Below are 15,291 nucleotides of genomic sequence, written 5' to 3' on the forward strand. Positions count from 1 at the left end.
TGCGCACCGATGAGTGACGCCTCGGTCACCGTGGTCCGGGTCGCTGAGGCCCGAACTCATCCGGCCGCGGCGCTGGTCCCGCGCGCCGCATGGTGCACCGGCTTGCGCGGTTGGGCGGCTCGCAGACGGTACAGCCAGGCGGAGGCGGTTCCGAGCAGGCCCGCGAAGACGGCCGCGAGGAGGAGCGATACCCACATCTGTCGGCTTCCGGGATGGACCCAGCCGGTCCAGACTGCCGCGGCGGTCCACAGCAGGACACCCGCCATGTAGAAACCGCGGGTTCGGCGCAGTTGTCGAAGGACCCGCAGGGACGTGAGAACTTCAGTCTTCGGTGCCATGCCGAACCCACTACCCGAAATTCCGTCGCTCAACGGGCTGAAGTTGACGGCGTGGAGCACGACGTCAATTCCACGACCAGGCGACGGGCAAGACGTACGCCCGCTCGGCCCTCAGACACAACGCGGACGGCTCCGCTTTCCAGGAAAGCGGAGCCGTCCGGGCAGATCTGTGCAAGGGATCGTGCGCCAGATCAAGCGTGACGTCGGTTACCGGTGACCAGGCGATAGAGGATCAGCAGAATCAGCGATCCGACGATGGCGGCCACCCACGTGGACAGGTTGAAGAAGCCATCGATGGAGTCGACGCCGAAGATGACCTTTCCGAGCCAGCCGCCGAGAAGACCACCGGCAATACCGATGAGCATCGTGATGATGATGCCGCCCGGGTCCTTGCCCGGCAGCAGCAGCTTGGCGATCGCTCCTGCCAGCAGTCCAATGACTATCCACGCGATGATGCCCATCATTCGCCTCCAACCAGCGGAAATAAGAACCGATTAAACGAGTGCTCCACCGGTCGGTCTTCAAACCCACACGATCTCCGACCGATCCCGCCACTGCGGCCTGCCCAAGCCACACCTCGAACACGCCTTCTCGGCGGGGGCGCTGAACCTGCTCCGACTCGACGCCTGGTGCCGGGTCGCGGACCATCGCCCATCATGCCCACCGGCACCCTGGCCACGATCGCGCCGGACACGCGTCCCCGGAGCTCCGAGGGAGCACGCCGCAGAAATGTTGCTGCCGCCCGGTCATCCCGGCGGCGGTGTGCCCGGCCATCCGACCGTGGTTGTGGGGTCCGGTAGGAATGGAACAGAGAACTGGTGCTGCTGTCAGAACTTCTGACAGTGGTTGATCTTGTCCAGCCGATAAGCCCGAGAGCGTTGACGTGGTTCTCGTACTCGCGATGGCCTTGCGCCGCGCCGGGATCGCCGAGGTGCCGTCGAGGGGCGGGCAGTGCATGGGGAGTTGTCGGTGGATGGCGGGTACGGCGGTGACGCGGAGGGCATCAGTCGAGGCGGCGCTGGACGCCGACCTCGGAGTCGACGCGGCGGAAGCCGAAGCGGCGGTTGACGGCCAGCATGGCGGTGTTGGTGCCGGCGACCCAGGTGTGGACGCGAGCGCTGCGGGGGAACGCCTCCACCAGCCTGGCCAGGTTGGCGGCCTTGAGCGCCGCTCCGAGGCCGTGACCCCGGTGCGCGCGCACCACCAGGGTGTCGTCCTGCAGCACCTGCCCGTCCTGGTCAGCCATCACAAGGATCAGCGTGTAGCCCGCGTACTCGCCACCTGGCCCCCTGGCCATGGTCACGACAGGGGTGAATCCCTGCTTCACGTGTCGGCCCTCCGTCGCACGGACCCGGGCCGCGTTCCACACGGGGGGCTCCACGTCGAGAGTGCCGGTCGGCACGTCGTGGCCCATCGCGGTCCGCTGGGCCACGTAGGCGTCCAAGTACTCCTGCGGGCAGGGGCCGACCCAGCCGGTCAAGGAGTAGCCGGCCCGGATCGGCGCGGTGCCGTCCGCCAACAGCGGCAGCGGCAGCACGTAGTGGTCCTCGCCGTGCTCGACGCTGAAGCCGTGCCGCTCGACGAAGCGCAACCCCGGCACGCTGTCGGGGCCGACTCCGTCGGGCTTCGGAACCTCGCCGAGCAGGATGGTGCGGCCCTCGGCCCGCGCCGCGTCCACGGCGTGCTTGAACAGCAGGGTGCCGACGCCTCGGCGTCGATTGCCTGGCGGCACGTCGATCTCGACCTGGGCGACGTGCCGGTTCTCCGCCAGCGGGAACTCAAGCAATAGCGCCCCGACGACGGACCCAGCCTCGTAGGCGGCGACCGCCCGGACCCTGCGCGGCGCGGCCTCGCTCCGGTCGCGAAGCCGCGGAGCCAGGCTGCCGAGGGAATCGACAAGAGGATCGGTGCGCCCGGCCACGGCCCCCTCCCGGAAGCACACGTACCAGGCGCGCAGCGCTGCCTCGTCGTGCGGATCGACGGCGTGGACGGTTGCGGTCACGAGGGCTCCCCAGGATCAACGGCAATGGCACTGCCGCCACGTATTCCACGCCGCATCGCCCGCCAGCAACGGATTTTGTCGCACCCTGCGGCGCGCTCCGGGATCACCTATCGAGCGGCGTGCAATCACTCGTCCGCACTCCCTGACATTCCAGTTCACACGCCGTCAAGACTCTTGGCAGCAACGCCGGTTCTCTGCCCCGTTTCTACCGAACCTCCTTGTCCGGCCCGTTCCTCAGTTGGCCGAACCGCAGGGTCACCGGCTTGGGCACGTCGTCGGGCACCAGCACGTCCTCTCGGCGTACGGCATGCAGACGACGATCACGCTGGTGCTCCGACCGCATAGGTTCACCGGGTTCCGCGTGGGTCCAAGCGTCGCGGGGAACTCGGCTGCGGCCGCATCGCGGGTCTGCAAGCATGCGTCGCTGTGGAGATCGACAACTTTGCCGTCCGCCGTGCAGTCGGCTCCGACGCTGCTGCGGTGGCCGAGGTGTGGCTGCGTTCTTTCGCGGCGGCGCTTCCGAGCGTGCGTCGGGCGCATACGGACGACCAGGTCCGGTCCTGGTTCCGGGAGGTGGTCGTGCCCGGCCAGGAGACGTGGGTGGCGGCTGTCGAGGACTCGGTCGTCGCGATGATGGTGCTGGACGGCGAAGATCTGGACCAGCTCTATCTCGACCCGGCCTGGCAGGGACAGGGCATCGGAAGCCGCCTCGTGGATCTGGCGAAACAGCGCCGTCCGGCCGGGCTGGCTCTGTGGACGTTCCAGGTCAACGACTCGGCACGTCGCTTCTACGAGCGGCACGGCTTCATCGCGGCCGAATGGACCGACGGGCACCGTAACGAGGAACGTCAGCCGGACATCCGGTACTTGTGGCGCCCGTCGGCACCAATCCTGTGATCGTCTCCGGTTCCACCACCACTACTCCCCCGGTCAGGGGCAGGGGCCGGGGGGCAGGGGCCGCCAAAATCCGTTGTCCCAGGCGCGGTGGCCGCCCTAAAGTCAGACCACTTCAACGAGACGTTCCCCAGAAGCACGCCGCAGAGCGGGAGCGTCCCACCTCGTCGAGGTGCCGGAGGGGCGGCGACAGTCTTTGTCGATCCTTCCCTTCGGAGGTCTGCTTCATGAACGTCGGTATCGGCCTGCCCATCGGCGACCCGACCACCCTGCTCACCTGGGCCCAACGCGCTGACGACGGCCCCTTCAGCACTCTCGGCCTGCTGGACCGGCTCGTCTACGACAACCCCGAGCCCCTGGTCGCGCTCTCCGTCCTCGCGGGTGCCACGTCCCGCGTCCGTGTCCAGACCGAGGTGCTGCTCGCTCCGCTGCGCGACACCGCTCTCCTTGCCAAGCAGGCCGCCACCTTGGACCGGATGTCCGGTGGCCGCCTGGTCCTCGGCATCGGTGTCGGCGGCCGCGACGACGACCATCGGGCCACAGGCATCGACATGCACACCCGGGGCCGCCGCCTTGACGAGCAGATGGCGGTGATGGGCCGCCTGTGGTCGGGCGAGCCGTACGCGGACGGGGTCGGCCCGATCGGCCCCAGCCCGGCCCGACCCGGCGGCCCCGAGATCCTCTTCGGCGGATTCAAGCCCGCCGCGCTCGAACGCGTCGCCCGCTGGGGTGACGGCTTCCTCTCCGCCGCGGCGCCCTCGTGGGCAGGCGGCCTGTTCGACACCGTCCGCGCTTTCTGGAAGGAGCACGGCCGCGAGGGCAAACCCCGCATGGTCGCGCAGGTCAACGTCGCGCTCGGTCCTGACGAGGTGATCGACGACGCCCGGGCCAACATGCACGCCTACTACGCCTTCACCGGCATGGCCGACCGGATGGTCGACGGACTGCTCACCACGCCGACCGCCGTCAGCGACGCGATCGCCCGTTTCACCGACCTCGGCGCGGATGAGGTCATGCTCTACTGCTACGGCCTCGACCCGAACCAAGTGGGGCGCCTCGCCGACCTCCTGTGAGGGTGTCGGCGCACACCGTCCCACGGCCACCGGGCTGAAATCGCCAGCTGCTTCCCGTGCTTCCCCGGGCGCGGGAAGCAGCTGCCCCAGGCTGCGGTCGCGGGTGACGAGCCGGTGGGATCATCGCCGCGGACGTGGAGTCGGTCCCACCGCCGTCCAGCTCGGGGCGGGCCGCACCCCAGGCGCTCCCCGAGCGCGAGGATCACCGGCGAAGCACGCCTGTGCGCGTACAGCAGCTCGTCCCAGCCGTCAGCTCCCAGCCGTCAGCTGACCCCGCGCCCCGGCTGAGACCGGACCGCGCCTGTTCCTGCTCCTTCCTGTCGGGGGTCACGTTTCCGGGTGCGCGGTGCGCAGTTCGGGTTCCAGGCCCTGGGCCAGTGATGTCGGCCGTAGACCGGCGTCCGTGCGCCATGCCTCGAAGGCCCAGGTCGTCAGGATGACGACGGCGGCTCCCAGGAGCCAGCCGCCCACGACGTCGCTGAACCAGTGCACTCCCAGGGCGACACGGGTGAATCCGACGCCCAGGACCGAGAGGGCGGCGAGCGCCCAGCAGACGGGCCGCACACGGCGCGGGACGAGGGACAGCGCGACCAGGAGCAGGACGGCGCACGACGTGGCCGCCGTCATCGCGTGGCCCGAGGGGAACGAGTAACCGGGGGCGTGTGCCACCGGATCCGCCAGGGACGGCCGGGCTCGTTCGACCAGCAGCTTGGCCCAGAGCCCGATCAGGCCGCCGGTCACCGCCGTCGTCGCCGACCAGGCGGCCAGTCGCCACGCGCGCCGGTACAGGAGCCACACCGTGACCGCCAGGACCGCACCGCGCAGCGTCAGGGGGTCCCAGACCCAGTCGGACAGGACGCGCAGCACCTGGGTCCACGCGGGATGGTCCGTCGCGACGGCGTTGAGGCTCCGGGCGGCGTTCTCGTCGACCCGGTGCAATGGCGTCCACCGGCTCTCGACCAGGACGGCCAGGAGAGCGAACGGGGCGGTCGCGAGCGCCGCGATGGTCGCCGCGCCGGCCAGGCGTGCGGCGAAACGCCGGTCTGCCACGCGGCGACGGTGCTGTTGGAGACGACGGGCGCCGGCGCGCACCACCATGGTTCAGACTCCCGGGTCGGGTTGGATCGGGTCGGGCCGCTGGCCCCGGACGGCCTCCAACTGCGCGGCGAAGGACAGTCCCAGGAACAGGGCGATGGAGGTGAGGTAGGCCCACAGGAGCAGGGACATGAAGGCACTCAGCGGGCCGTAGACGGTGTCGAAGGAGCCGCTGAGGTTCAGGTACATGCTCAGGGCCCAGGTCAGCAGGCTCCACAGCACGATGTAGACGGCCGCTCCGAAGGCGAGCCAGGTGTATCCGGGCTGGACGCGTCGTGGTGAGCGTCGGAAGATGACGCTGGCCGAGAGCAGGGCCAGGAGCAGACCGAGGGGCCAGCGGAGCAGGTTCCAGGCGGTCGATGCGGTGTCCCCCAGGTCGTACACGGTGGCGGCGGACTCGAAGAGGTCGTCTCCGGCGACCGCCATCACGAATCCCAGTCCGAGCGGCACTCCGGCGGTCAGCGCCATCAGCAGGCCGCGGGTGTACTTCTGCGCGAAGGGGCGGTCGCGTTCGCAGCCGTAGATGCGGTTGGCGCCTCGTTCGATCTGGCACATGGCCGTGGTGACGTTGATCAGGGAGAAGACCAGGCCGAACCAGAGGGCGAGCTGGTTCCCGTCTCCGGCGTGCCGTCGGCTGCGGTCCAGCGCGTCCTCGACGACCGAGGCGCTGGGGCCCTGCGAGATGCGGTGGATGGTGAGTTCGGCCATCTGGCCGATGCCCTCGGTGTGCAGGGCGGTGGAGAGCCCGACGAAGGCGATCGAGAGGGGTACGACGGACAGCACGGTCTGCAGGGCGAGTGCGCGGGAATGGCTGAAGCCGTCGGCGTAGCGGAAGCGCATGAACGCGTCGCGCAGCAGCGGCCAGCGGCCGTATCTGCGCAGCGTGACGAGGGCTTCGTCGCCGGAGAGTTCCTCGCCCAGCATGTCGCGCGTAATCGGCACCCGGGTGGCGGTTCCCACGTCAGTTACCTCCGGAGGGGAGCATCACGGTGAGGGCTCCGGGCCGTACCTCGGCGCGCAGTACGCGTCCTGCGGCGACCGGGTCGCCGTCGGCCTCGCGTGGCTGTGGCGCGTCGAACTCCACTTCGGCCTGCCGGAAGTCGAAGTACTCGACGGGCCCGGCCGGGGCCCTGGTGCCGTCGGGCGTGTTCTCGGGTGCCGGGGAGGAAGTGGTCTTGCGGGCAAGGGTGTTCAGGGCACGCAGCCAGCCTCGGAGGCCGTGCGGGTCGAGGATCAGCAGGTTGAGCAGCCCGTCGTCGGGCCGGGCCGCCGGGACGAGGCAGACGCCGCCCTGGATGGTGCCGACGTTCGCGATCAGGACCATGCGGGCGGTGCGGCGCAGGGCCGGCCCGCCGTCGAGACGCAGCGTCAGTTCCATGCGCGGGGAGCGCATCTTCCGGATGACGGCCAGTGCGTAGGCGAGCCAGCCGATGACGGCCTTGGCGCGGCTCCCGGTGGACTCCATCACCGACGCGTCGAGCCCGGCTCCGCTCATCGCCGCGAAGTGGGTGGCGGGGATGCCGTCGCCCTCGACTCGGCCGAGGTCCAGGCGGTGTGCGGTGCCCGCGAGCGCGCTGTCCAGGGCTTTCGCGGGTGACAGCGGCAGGTGGAGGTTGCGGGCCAGCAGGTTGCCGGTGCCGCAGGGCACGACGACGAGTGGTACGTCGCTGTCGGCGAGGGCGTCGGCCGCTGCCTGTACGGTGCCGTCGCCGCCGCAGACCACGATCAGCGGGGCCCCGGCGTCGCGGGCCGCGGCGCACTGGCCGCGCCCAGGGTCGTCGGCGGTGGTCGCGACGAGCCGGGCGTCGGCGTACCCGTGGCGGGACAGGCCCTGTCGCACGGTGTCGAGGAGTGCCTCGTCGGCGGAGAGCGGGTTGTACACGACCACGGCAGTGCCGCGCCGCTGTCCGGCACGTGCGGAGGCGTCCGGGGCCGCGGGGACGTTCGCGGCGGCGTCGTCCTGGTTGTCGCGGGTGAGGACGGCGCGGCCGACGATCAGCAGGGACAGGGAGCCGTTGAGGATGCCGCCCATGACGTCGGTCGGGTGGTGCATGCCGCGGTACAGCCGTGCCGCGGCCACCAGCAACGGGACCAGCAGCAGGGCGTATCCGGCGATCCGGCGCCAGGGCCCCCGCGCCCGGGAGAGCACCAGGACGGCGAGTGCTGCGTACAGCGCGGTGGCCGCCCCGGTGTGGCCCGAGGTGTAACTGGAGGTGGGCGGAGAGGCGTCGAGCCGGTCCACCTCGGGCCGGTTGCGGTCCACTGCGAGGGTGATGAACAGGAACACCAGAGACTGCAGCGCCACGCCGATGGACAGGAAGAGGGTCTCGCGCCATCGCGTCCGGTGCGGAATCAGCACGAGTCCCAGGCACACCACGACCGTGATCGTGATGACCGTGAGCGTGTTGCCCGCTTCGGAGGCGACGAAGGAGATACCGGTGAGCGCCGGGGTCCGTATCGCTTCGAGCCGTTCGTCCACGGCGTCCTCGTGCGCGAGGGGCCACAGTCCGTGGGCGGGCCCCGTGATCAGCAGGCCGAGGCCGATCATCAGCGCTGTCTGCACGGCCGTCAGCGCGGCGATGTGCAGGGCGGCGCTCCGGACGGTGCGTGCGAGGCCCGCCCGGGACGGATGCCCGGCGGCCGGGCGTACGCGTGTTGTCGCGCTGTCGCCGCCCGGTCTCTCCGGTATGACGGCTGGCATGGGGTCCCCCTGGCTCGTTCTGGACGCGTCGTCGGGGCGACTCGGCGCATCCGCCGATCACCGCCCGCCGCTGCCGTATGCCCCCTGAACCCGCGTGCAGACGTCGTGCGGATCCGGTGTTTGCCAGGTGGTTCTCCGGCCGTGCGGATTCGGACGGCCGGACGCGATGTCCGTCGGATGACGACGCGCACTGCGGCTTGACGGGCGTGGAGGCTCGCTCGGCAACGACGGAAGGGGCCGGCATCGAAGGCGATGCCGGCCCCTTCCGTCGTTGTGTGTCCGGGCGGCCCTAGGGCGTGTCCGGCGGATCTTGTCGCGGGCGCGGGGTCTGGCACGCCCATCTGCTGCGTTGTCGTCAGTTGCCAACGCTCCGCGTTGTCGCCCTCCTCCGCCTTGCAGCTGCACGCACCAGACCCCGCTCACCAGCACAGAAGGTGCGGGCCACCCGGACGCGACCTGATCCGCCGGACACGCCCTAGCCGTCGGCCGGTGCCAGTCGGGCCGCATTCGTGGAGACGGCCCCCGCGGGTTCACGCCCCAGGCGCCGCACAGCGGGAACGATCAGCATGACCGTGAGGAGCACGACAGCGACCGCCGAGGAGAACTCCAGGACGTGCGCCGCGCCGAACCTCTCGGCGGCCGGCCCCGACAGGGCTCGGCCCAGCGGGATGACCATGATGGAGCCGGCGACGTCGTACGCGGAGACGCGGCTGAGGACGGCGAGCGGGATGTGCGTCTGGATGCTCGTCGCCCACATCACGCCCCAGAAGGCGAACCCGCAGCCGCCCAGCACGTGGGCTGCCGCCGTGGCGGTGAAGGACCAGCCCAGCGCGGGGGCCAGGGGGTTGAGCGCGAACATCAGCATGGCGAGCGCCCCGGCGACGACCGGCCGGCGGGGGCGGGCGCGCAGCCCGAGCAGGCCGCCGATGATCGTGCCCGCGCCGTCCGCGGAGGCGATCCACCCGTATCCGCTCGCGCCGTGCTGCTCGGTGATGAGCGCGGCGCCCAGCGGCAGCGCGGGGCCGAACACGAACAGCCCGAACACCGACCAGATGAGAATGACGCTCCACAGCCAGTCGCGGGAGCGGAACTCCCGCCAGCCGACGGCCAGTCGGTGCCAGATGGGCGCGGTCTCCTCGTCGCGTGCGGAGGCGAGGCGGCGCAGGGGAAGCAGGCCGAGGGCGCTGACCGCGTAGGCGAGGGCGATCACCGTGTAGGAGCCGGCGACGTCCCAGTAGGCGACGAGCAGGCCGGCGAGTCCGGGGCCGAGCAGTGCGCTCATCGCCTCGGACACGCGCAGCAGGGCGTTGGCCCGCTGGATGTCCTGGGCCACTTGCGGTACGAGACCGGCCAGACCGGGCTGGAACAGCGCGGTCGCGGCGCCGCTGAGCGCCATGAGCGCCATGATCTGCCACAGTCTCGGATCGCCGAAGGCGAGGAGTGCGGCCATGAGCAGCATGGCGAACATGCGCAGCACATCGGCGGCGACCATCGTCGTCTGCGGAGAGAAGCGGTCGGCCAGCACTCCCCCGACGAGGACGAGCAGGACGATGGGGGCCATCCACGCCGCGAGCGCGTAGCCGACGCCCGAAGGGCCGAAGCCCGTGGCGAGCACGGCGGTGGTCAGCGAGACCATCAGCATGCCGTCGGCCAGCAGCGAGGCGCTGCGGGCGGTGAAGAACAGCCGGAAGGGGGCCGACCGCCAGGGGCTGGGCGGTGGCGCGGCGGGAGTGTCGTCGGTGGTCATGTCACATCGGCCGTCGGCGGCCGTTCCCTTCGGTGAGGACGGGCAGCCGGTGCCACGCCGCGGTGTCGGTGGCGTCGCGCGGGGCGTGGGGGACGATCACGTAGTGGTGCGGTGCGAGGAGTTCGGACCGCAGGGCGACCTGGGTCATCAGTGCGGTGTGGATGTCGTGGGAGGTCGGGGCGCGGCCGTCGGGTGCCGCCGCGACGAAGGCGACCAGCCGACTGCCGACCCCGTCCGGCCCGGCGCCCTCCGACCCGGCGCCCTCCGGCCCGCCCGTCACGGCGACGTGGGCCGGGAGCGAGCCCGCCGCCTCGCTCACCGCCTGTTCGACGGCGCTGCGGGAGATCCAGCAGCCGTCGACCTGGTGCCAGTCGGCGTCGCGCGGCGCGGGACGTACTCCGGTGACGTCGGTGAGGGTTTCCAGCGGCACGTCCGTGTGCGCGACGGCTTCCAGCAGACGGACGAGTCCGGTGAGTTGGCCCTCCGCCTCCTGCCGGGTGAAGAGTGCGGGGTCGGCCCACAGCGACAGGCGCAGCTCCGGCTCGACCGCGTGGACGAAGGTGAGCAGTCGGGTGGGCAGGTCCTGCTCGGGGCCCCAGAGCAGGGAGAGTTCGTGGGCTTCGTCGTCCTGGACCGGCTCCGCCGTGCCGACGGAGGTCGCGGGCACGCTGCTCACGTCGTTGAACACGACGTCGCGGGCGAAGCGGCTGCCGCGTTCGCGGGTGACCGAGCCGATCATGTCCCAGAGCCGCACGGAGTCGAACCTGCTGTGCCGGTAGGCGTCGAGGGCCGCGCCCCATGTCCTGCGCAGCACCGCGTCGAAGGTCGGGCCGCTCATGTCGAGGCTGAGCAGAGCGTCCTGGGAGAGCGTGGTCACGCTGCGGGCGAGCCCGGACCTGTTGCGGTTCGAGGTCGGTGCCGCGGCGACGCAGGTGTCCTGTCCGGCCCGGTGGGCGGCCAGGGTGCACCAGGCCGCGAGCAGGACGGTGGGGACGGGGCTTCCCGTGCGGGCGGCGGCGGCGCGCAGGGCCCGTCCGGCCCGCGCCGAGCGCAGGGACAGCTGTGCGGTGCTGGCGTCACCGGCGCGCAGCCGAGGTTCGGCGAACATGGCCTGGGGCGCGGTGCGCAGGACCCGTTCCCAGTAGCGCAGCGAGGCCTCGCTCTTGCGCTGTCCCGCGGCCGAGGTCTCCTCGGCCGCCAGGTCGAGCGGGGTGCGGGCGGTCGCGGCGGCGAGGGGGACGCCCGCCACGAGGGTGCGCCATTCCTCGTGGAGGACGGCCAGCGCGGTGCCGTCGACCGCGGCGTGGCTGGCCGCCAGCGCGACATGGCTGACGACCCCGTCACGGGTGAGGAGGGTGAGGCGCAGCGGGAAGTCGCGGCCGAGCCGGAAGCGGCCCTCTCGGGCCCGCCGGGCAACGGCTTCGGCGTACCGGTGGGGTGCTCCGGCGTAGGCATCGGCGTGCTGCGGGCGCTCGGTGACCTCGAAGGTGCCCTCGGCCGCGACGTGTTGTTCGCCGGGCAGGTCGCCCGAGCGGTGGGGGAAGGTGGTGCGCAGTGCCTCGTGCCGTTCCACCAGAACGCGCAGGGCGTCGAGTGCGGCTGCCACGGAGGTGCCGTCCGGTGCGGGCCACACATCGTGGATGTTGATCTGTACGGGGTCGTCGCGCAGGATGCACCGGATCATGTTGGTCTGCCCGACCGCGAGCGGGCCGCGGCGGGCGACGCCCGCGGCGTAGGGAACGGTGTGCGTGCGCTCCCTGTCGGCGGGCCGGTCTCCGCGTTCGGTGGGGACGAGGGGCCTTGGAGTCACTTCCGTCATCGTGCGCCCACCGCCTCCCGGGCGCGGGCGGCACGGATCAGCGCGGGCCACGCGTCCAGCAGGAACGCGAAGTCCGCCATGTCCGAGGCCGCTTCGGCGAGCAGGTGGTCCCGGCGGGCCGCCAACAGGTCGGCTGCCTGCGTCCAGCGTCCGCCGAGGCCCCGGAGGACGGCGTCGAGCGTGTCCAGTCTGCGGGCGTCGCGGGGGCGCGGGTCGGCGGCGCTGAGCCGTACCGGATCGGCGACGGCGGCGGTCCGTATCCGCCCGTGCTCGTCGAGCAGGTCGGGGCCCGCGGTCGCGAGGGCGGTGTGGACCTCATGGAGGCGTGGCACGGCCAGGAAGTACTTGGCGAGTCTGACCTGATAGGCGAGGAACGCAGCGTCGGTGCGCCGGTCCGGCGTGTGGTGGTTGACGATGTGCCGGTTGTGCAGCACGCCGGGCAGGGTGGCCGCGTGGACCGCGTGCAGCAGGAAGTAGTCGCTGCCGACGGTGTCCCTGGCCGGGGGCAGGGGCACGGTCGCGTATACCGCGCGTGACAAGGCGATGTTGCACATGTCGACGCGGGTGGGCGGGACGCTGGTGAGAGTCGTGCGGTCCTCGGTGAACGGTGTCGTTCCACCGCCGCGGAAGGAGTCGGCGGCGAGGGTGGCACGCCACAGCGCCGGGTAGTCGTCGGGGACGGTGAGGGTGAGGATCCGTTCGTAGGCGGCGGGGTCGCGCTGCCGTATCCCGTCGAGGTCGACGGACATCTCGCCGATGAACGACCCGCCCACCAGGGCCACGCGGCGGTCCTGCGCGCCCGGACGGAGCCGGCGGACCGACACCCGCGAGCCGGCGTCGGAGGCCACGGTGTCGAGGAAGGCCAGCTCCTGGTGGATCGGGAAGACGGACTCGCCGTCGTGTTCCTGGTAGCTGCTGTCGGAGTCCCGGCGGTGCACCGAGGCGCAGCCGAGTGTTTCCGCGATGAGGAACGCGCGATCGGTGCAGGCGCCGTACGAGACTCCGGCGGGCAGCAGCAGTTCCAGCAGTCGGGCGGTGTCGGCGGGCGCGGCGGTGGCGGCGAGGTCTCGCAGCAGGACGCGTTGTGCCTGCTCGTCGAGGTGATGGACGACGACGCCCGGTGCGGGTGTCAGGTGGTCGATGGCCGTGCGGTGTTCGGCGCGCGCGGCGGCGGGCGCCGAGTCCAGGACGAGGATGTGGACCTCGACGCCGAAGGTACGGGCCCCGTACGCCGCCTCGCGGGCGATGCCGGCGATGGCCGGGGTGCAGGGCCGGTCCGTGGGGAGGGTCAGGCAGATGCGGCGCACGCGCGCTCCCCGGCGTTCTTGGCGGGCAGCGGTTCGTGCCAGGACGTGAGCCCGAGCAGACGGCTTCCGAGGTCGTCGAGTTCGGCGGTCGGATAGCGCTGGGACTCGTGCCGTACGGGGTCGCCGACGAGGGTGCGGTTCCAGCGGGGTGTGCGCAGGTGGCGCCAGGACTCGACGCGCGAGGTGCGCAGCCGGTCGTGTTCCTCCAGCGCGGGCATCATCGAGAGGTACTGCACCGCCCGCACGCCGTTGTCGGAGGTGTTGCGGGCCACTCCGTGTGCGAGGAGTCCGTTCCAGATGAGTAGGTCACCGGGGTGCAGTTCGGGTCTGACGACGGGGAACGCGTCGCGGTCGGCGTCGGGGCGCAGCGGGTCGCGGTCGGCGGGCTGGAGCGGGGCCCACTGGTCGAACCTGCGGAAGAGTTCGGGGTTGCACTGGAAGCCGCCGGTTTCGGGGCTGGTGTCGTTGAGGGCGATGATGCCCTGCACCCGTTGCGGCGGGACTCCGAGGGTGGTGTCGATGTCCCAGTGCAGTTCGATGTCGAATCCGCGGTCGGTGGCATCGATCAGGGCGCGGTCGCGATTTCCGCGGTTGGGCGGGTTGAGGTTCAGCCGGTCGAGGGTGACCCAGAGTTCCTCGCTGTCCCATACGTCGACGAAGGCGTCGTACACCCGGGTGTTCTGGCGGCTGTCCCAGAGCATCTGGTGGTGGTAGGCCTCCACGAATCCGTAGATGTGCAGTTGTCGGTCGAGCTGGGAGCGCCAGGGCCGGTCCTCGAACCAGGTCTGCGGGCGGTCGGGGTCGAGTCCTTGGAAGTCCCAGGTGAAGTCCAGCAGCCGGCGGGCGGAGGCGGCCGGGATCGCTTCGCGGACGACGACGTAGCCGTAGGTCTGCCAGTGGGCGAACTGCTCGGCGGACAGCACCCGTAACGGACGGGTCTTGTCGAGTTCGCGCAGGGTGGTCTCGGCGAGGTAGGACTCGCCGTCGGCGCTGAAGTAGGGCCGTTCGGTGGCGGCACGGTGCAGGCGGGGACGGCGGGAGCGGGCGGGCGCTGTGCTGGGCATGGGGTTCCTTCGGCGACGTCCGGCGGTGTTCGGCTGGGCTCGCGCACGGCACGGCCGTGGGCAGCGCTCCGCTCCGCCGTCGGCCCGGTGGGAGAAGCGGGATGAAGGAGCGCTCGAACACTGGTCTAGACCGATGGCTATGTCAAGTACCCGCATTTGAAAGCCATTTGAGCCGCGAAGCGCACCATTCAAGCCACCGCACCACACGACGGCCATCTGGTCTAGACAAATTCTGTGGCGCCGCTCTATGGTCCACAACTCGACGCCCGGACCGCGCTCTTGACGGCCCGGCACCGTCGTCGCGCTCCCCCATGTCCCGAATCCCACGCGCCCGTCCCCTCTCGCAGGAAGCGGTTTGCATGAACACCTCCACCCGGCCGTTGCCGCCACTGCGCGGCCCCGGCGCCGGACTGCTCGCGCTCGATCCCGTGCACACGGCTCTCCTGCACGGTTTGGACGGCCTTCTGCTCGGTCTGGCCGAGCAGGTGGCCGCCCCCGAGTGCCTCGGTCCCCCGCTGTTGCCGGCCGCGGGCCTCGCGCGCCTGGACTACTTCCGCAACTTCCCGCACCTGGGCGTTCCCGCGGGCCGGTTCGATGCCGACGCGTTCGACGCGCTGGCGGACGGCGGAGCACCGGTGGACGCGCCGCTGCGCGCGACCGGACACCTGCTGCCCTCCGCCACCTGCTACGGCCTGCTGCTGTCGCTGGAGGGCCAGGACGTCGGCGAGGAAGGACTGCGCCTGTCCGCGACGGGCCGCTGCTTCCGCAACGAGACCCACTACGAGGGACTGCGCAGGCTGCACGGCTTCCACATGCGGGAGGTGCTGTACCTGGGCACCAAGGACGGCTGCGTCGAACACCTCGACCGGGGCGGGCGGTTCGTCACGGACCTGGCCGAGCGGCTCGGTCTCGACCTGACCCGGGCGGCGGCGGACGATCCGTTCTACGACCGGCAGGGCTCCCGGGCCCGGCTCATGGCCCTGGATCCCGTCAAACACGAGTACAGCGCTTCCGACGGCACGGCCATCGCCTCGGTGAACCGGCACCGCAACTTCTTCGGTGACCGGCTCGGCATCAACGCCGGTACGCACGGCAGCGCGTTCAGCGCCTGCGTCGCCTTCGGCGTCGAACGGTGGGTCCACGCGATGGTCCTCACCCACGGCTCCGCCGAGAACGCCCTCGCCGTGCTCGACAGCGTCCGGCCCCGCGCCGATACCTCCGCCCTCCCCATCCGTTCCGCACAGTAAGGAC

The 15,291-nt window shown here is 71.3% G+C and carries 13 protein-coding genes; 3 read left to right on the plus strand and 10 right to left on the minus strand.

Annotated features, from left to right (window positions below):
• Positions 1–56: 56 nt before the first annotated feature.
• The 3 genes from ACFVDP_RS00600 to ACFVDP_RS00610 all read right to left on the minus strand — a co-directional run bounded on the left by ACFVDP_RS00600 (position 57) and on the right by ACFVDP_RS00610 (position 2,340).
• Positions 57–338: a hypothetical protein gene (locus ACFVDP_RS00600; protein WP_383480951.1), complete on the minus strand. Its 282-nt coding sequence runs from the start codon at positions 336–338 to the stop codon at positions 57–59.
• A gap of 191 nt (positions 339–529) precedes the next feature.
• Positions 530–799, minus strand: coding sequence for a GlsB/YeaQ/YmgE family stress response membrane protein (locus tag ACFVDP_RS00605; protein WP_383484224.1), 270 nt, complete (start codon positions 797–799; stop codon positions 530–532).
• 542 nt (positions 800–1,341) lie between these two features.
• The gene (locus ACFVDP_RS00610) at positions 1,342–2,340 is read right to left on the minus strand and encodes a GNAT family N-acetyltransferase (RefSeq protein WP_383480954.1); all 999 of its coding nucleotides are present in this window, start codon (positions 2,338–2,340) and stop codon (positions 1,342–1,344) included.
• Positions 2,341–2,766: 426 nt separating this feature from the next.
• On the opposite strand from ACFVDP_RS00610, the gene ACFVDP_RS00615 reads away from it, so the two are divergent.
• The gene (locus ACFVDP_RS00615) at positions 2,767–3,237 is read left to right on the plus strand and encodes a GNAT family N-acetyltransferase (RefSeq protein WP_383480957.1); all 471 of its coding nucleotides are present in this window, start codon (positions 2,767–2,769) and stop codon (positions 3,235–3,237) included.
• A 224-nt stretch (positions 3,238–3,461) separates the two neighbouring features.
• Positions 3,462–4,307 (plus strand): LLM class flavin-dependent oxidoreductase, encoded by an 846-nt coding sequence (locus ACFVDP_RS00620; protein ID WP_383480959.1) that lies wholly within the window; start codon positions 3,462–3,464, stop codon positions 4,305–4,307.
• A gap of 327 nt (positions 4,308–4,634) precedes the next feature.
• Here ACFVDP_RS00620 and ACFVDP_RS00625 read toward each other — a convergent pair whose 3' ends face one another.
• The 7 genes from ACFVDP_RS00625 to ACFVDP_RS00655 all read right to left on the minus strand — a co-directional run bounded on the left by ACFVDP_RS00625 (position 4,635) and on the right by ACFVDP_RS00655 (position 14,040).
• Positions 4,635–5,405 (minus strand): phosphatase PAP2 family protein, encoded by a 771-nt coding sequence (locus ACFVDP_RS00625; RefSeq protein WP_383480962.1) that lies wholly within the window; start codon positions 5,403–5,405, stop codon positions 4,635–4,637.
• Positions 5,406–5,408: 3 nt separating this feature from the next.
• Positions 5,409–6,362 carry a YihY/virulence factor BrkB family protein gene (locus ACFVDP_RS00630; protein WP_383480964.1) on the minus strand — a complete coding sequence of 318 codons (954 nt, stop codon included), beginning with the start codon at positions 6,360–6,362 and terminating at the stop codon, positions 5,409–5,411.
• Position 6,363: 1 nt separating this feature from the next.
• Positions 6,364–8,103, minus strand: a complete 1,740-nt coding sequence (locus ACFVDP_RS00635; RefSeq protein WP_383480967.1) for a diacylglycerol kinase family protein — start codon at positions 8,101–8,103, stop codon at positions 6,364–6,366.
• A gap of 475 nt (positions 8,104–8,578) precedes the next feature.
• Positions 8,579–9,850 (minus strand): MFS transporter, encoded by a 1,272-nt coding sequence (locus ACFVDP_RS00640; RefSeq protein ID WP_383480970.1) that lies wholly within the window; start codon positions 9,848–9,850, stop codon positions 8,579–8,581.
• 1 nt (position 9,851) lies between these two features.
• A complete protein-coding gene (locus ACFVDP_RS00645; RefSeq protein WP_383480973.1) occupies positions 9,852–11,669 on the minus strand; it encodes a condensation domain-containing protein in 1,818 nt (605 codons plus the stop codon).
• A complete protein-coding gene (locus tag ACFVDP_RS00650) occupies positions 11,666–12,976 on the minus strand; it encodes a DUF6271 family protein (RefSeq protein ID WP_383480976.1) in 1,311 nt (436 codons plus the stop codon). Before ACFVDP_RS00650 ends, ACFVDP_RS00645 begins: the two co-directional genes overlap by 4 nt.
• Positions 12,958–14,040 (minus strand): phytanoyl-CoA dioxygenase family protein, encoded by a 1,083-nt coding sequence (locus ACFVDP_RS00655; RefSeq protein ID WP_383480978.1) that lies wholly within the window; start codon positions 14,038–14,040, stop codon positions 12,958–12,960. The genes ACFVDP_RS00650 and ACFVDP_RS00655 overlap by 19 nt, the downstream gene beginning before the upstream one ends.
• A 359-nt stretch (positions 14,041–14,399) precedes the next feature.
• Between ACFVDP_RS00655 and ACFVDP_RS00660 the strand changes: the two genes are divergently transcribed.
• Positions 14,400–15,287 (plus strand): hypothetical protein, encoded by an 888-nt coding sequence (locus tag ACFVDP_RS00660; RefSeq protein WP_383480981.1) that lies wholly within the window; start codon positions 14,400–14,402, stop codon positions 15,285–15,287.
• Positions 15,288–15,291: the final 4 nt, after the last annotated feature.

The organism is Streptomyces sp. NPDC057694 (assembly GCF_042799415.1).
Classification (GTDB): domain Bacteria; phylum Actinomycetota; class Actinomycetes; order Streptomycetales; family Streptomycetaceae; genus Streptomyces.

Excerpts from the sequence above, each read along its gene's own strand:
- ACFVDP_RS00600 (WP_383480951.1), bottom strand. The coding sequence starts at position 338 with ATGGCACCGAAGACTGAAGTTCTCACGTCCCTGCGGGTCCTTCGACAA.
- ACFVDP_RS00605 (WP_383484224.1), bottom strand. The coding sequence starts at position 799 with ATGGGCATCATCGCGTGGATAGTCATTGGACTGCTGGCAGGAGCGATC.
- ACFVDP_RS00620 (WP_383480959.1), top strand. The coding sequence starts at position 3,462 with ATGAACGTCGGTATCGGCCTGCCCATCGGCGACCCGACCACCCTGCTC.
- ACFVDP_RS00625 (WP_383480962.1), bottom strand. The coding sequence starts at position 5,405 with ATGGTGGTGCGCGCCGGCGCCCGTCGTCTCCAACAGCACCGTCGCCGC.
- ACFVDP_RS00635 (WP_383480967.1), bottom strand. The coding sequence starts at position 8,103 with ATGCCAGCCGTCATACCGGAGAGACCGGGCGGCGACAGCGCGACAACA.
- ACFVDP_RS00640 (WP_383480970.1), bottom strand. The coding sequence starts at position 9,850 with ATGACCACCGACGACACTCCCGCCGCGCCACCGCCCAGCCCCTGGCGG.
- ACFVDP_RS00645 (WP_383480973.1), bottom strand. The coding sequence starts at position 11,669 with ATGACGGAAGTGACTCCAAGGCCCCTCGTCCCCACCGAACGCGGAGAC.
- ACFVDP_RS00655 (WP_383480978.1), bottom strand. The coding sequence starts at position 14,040 with ATGCCCAGCACAGCGCCCGCCCGCTCCCGCCGTCCCCGCCTGCACCGT.
- ACFVDP_RS00660 (WP_383480981.1), top strand. The coding sequence starts at position 14,400 with ATGAACACCTCCACCCGGCCGTTGCCGCCACTGCGCGGCCCCGGCGCC.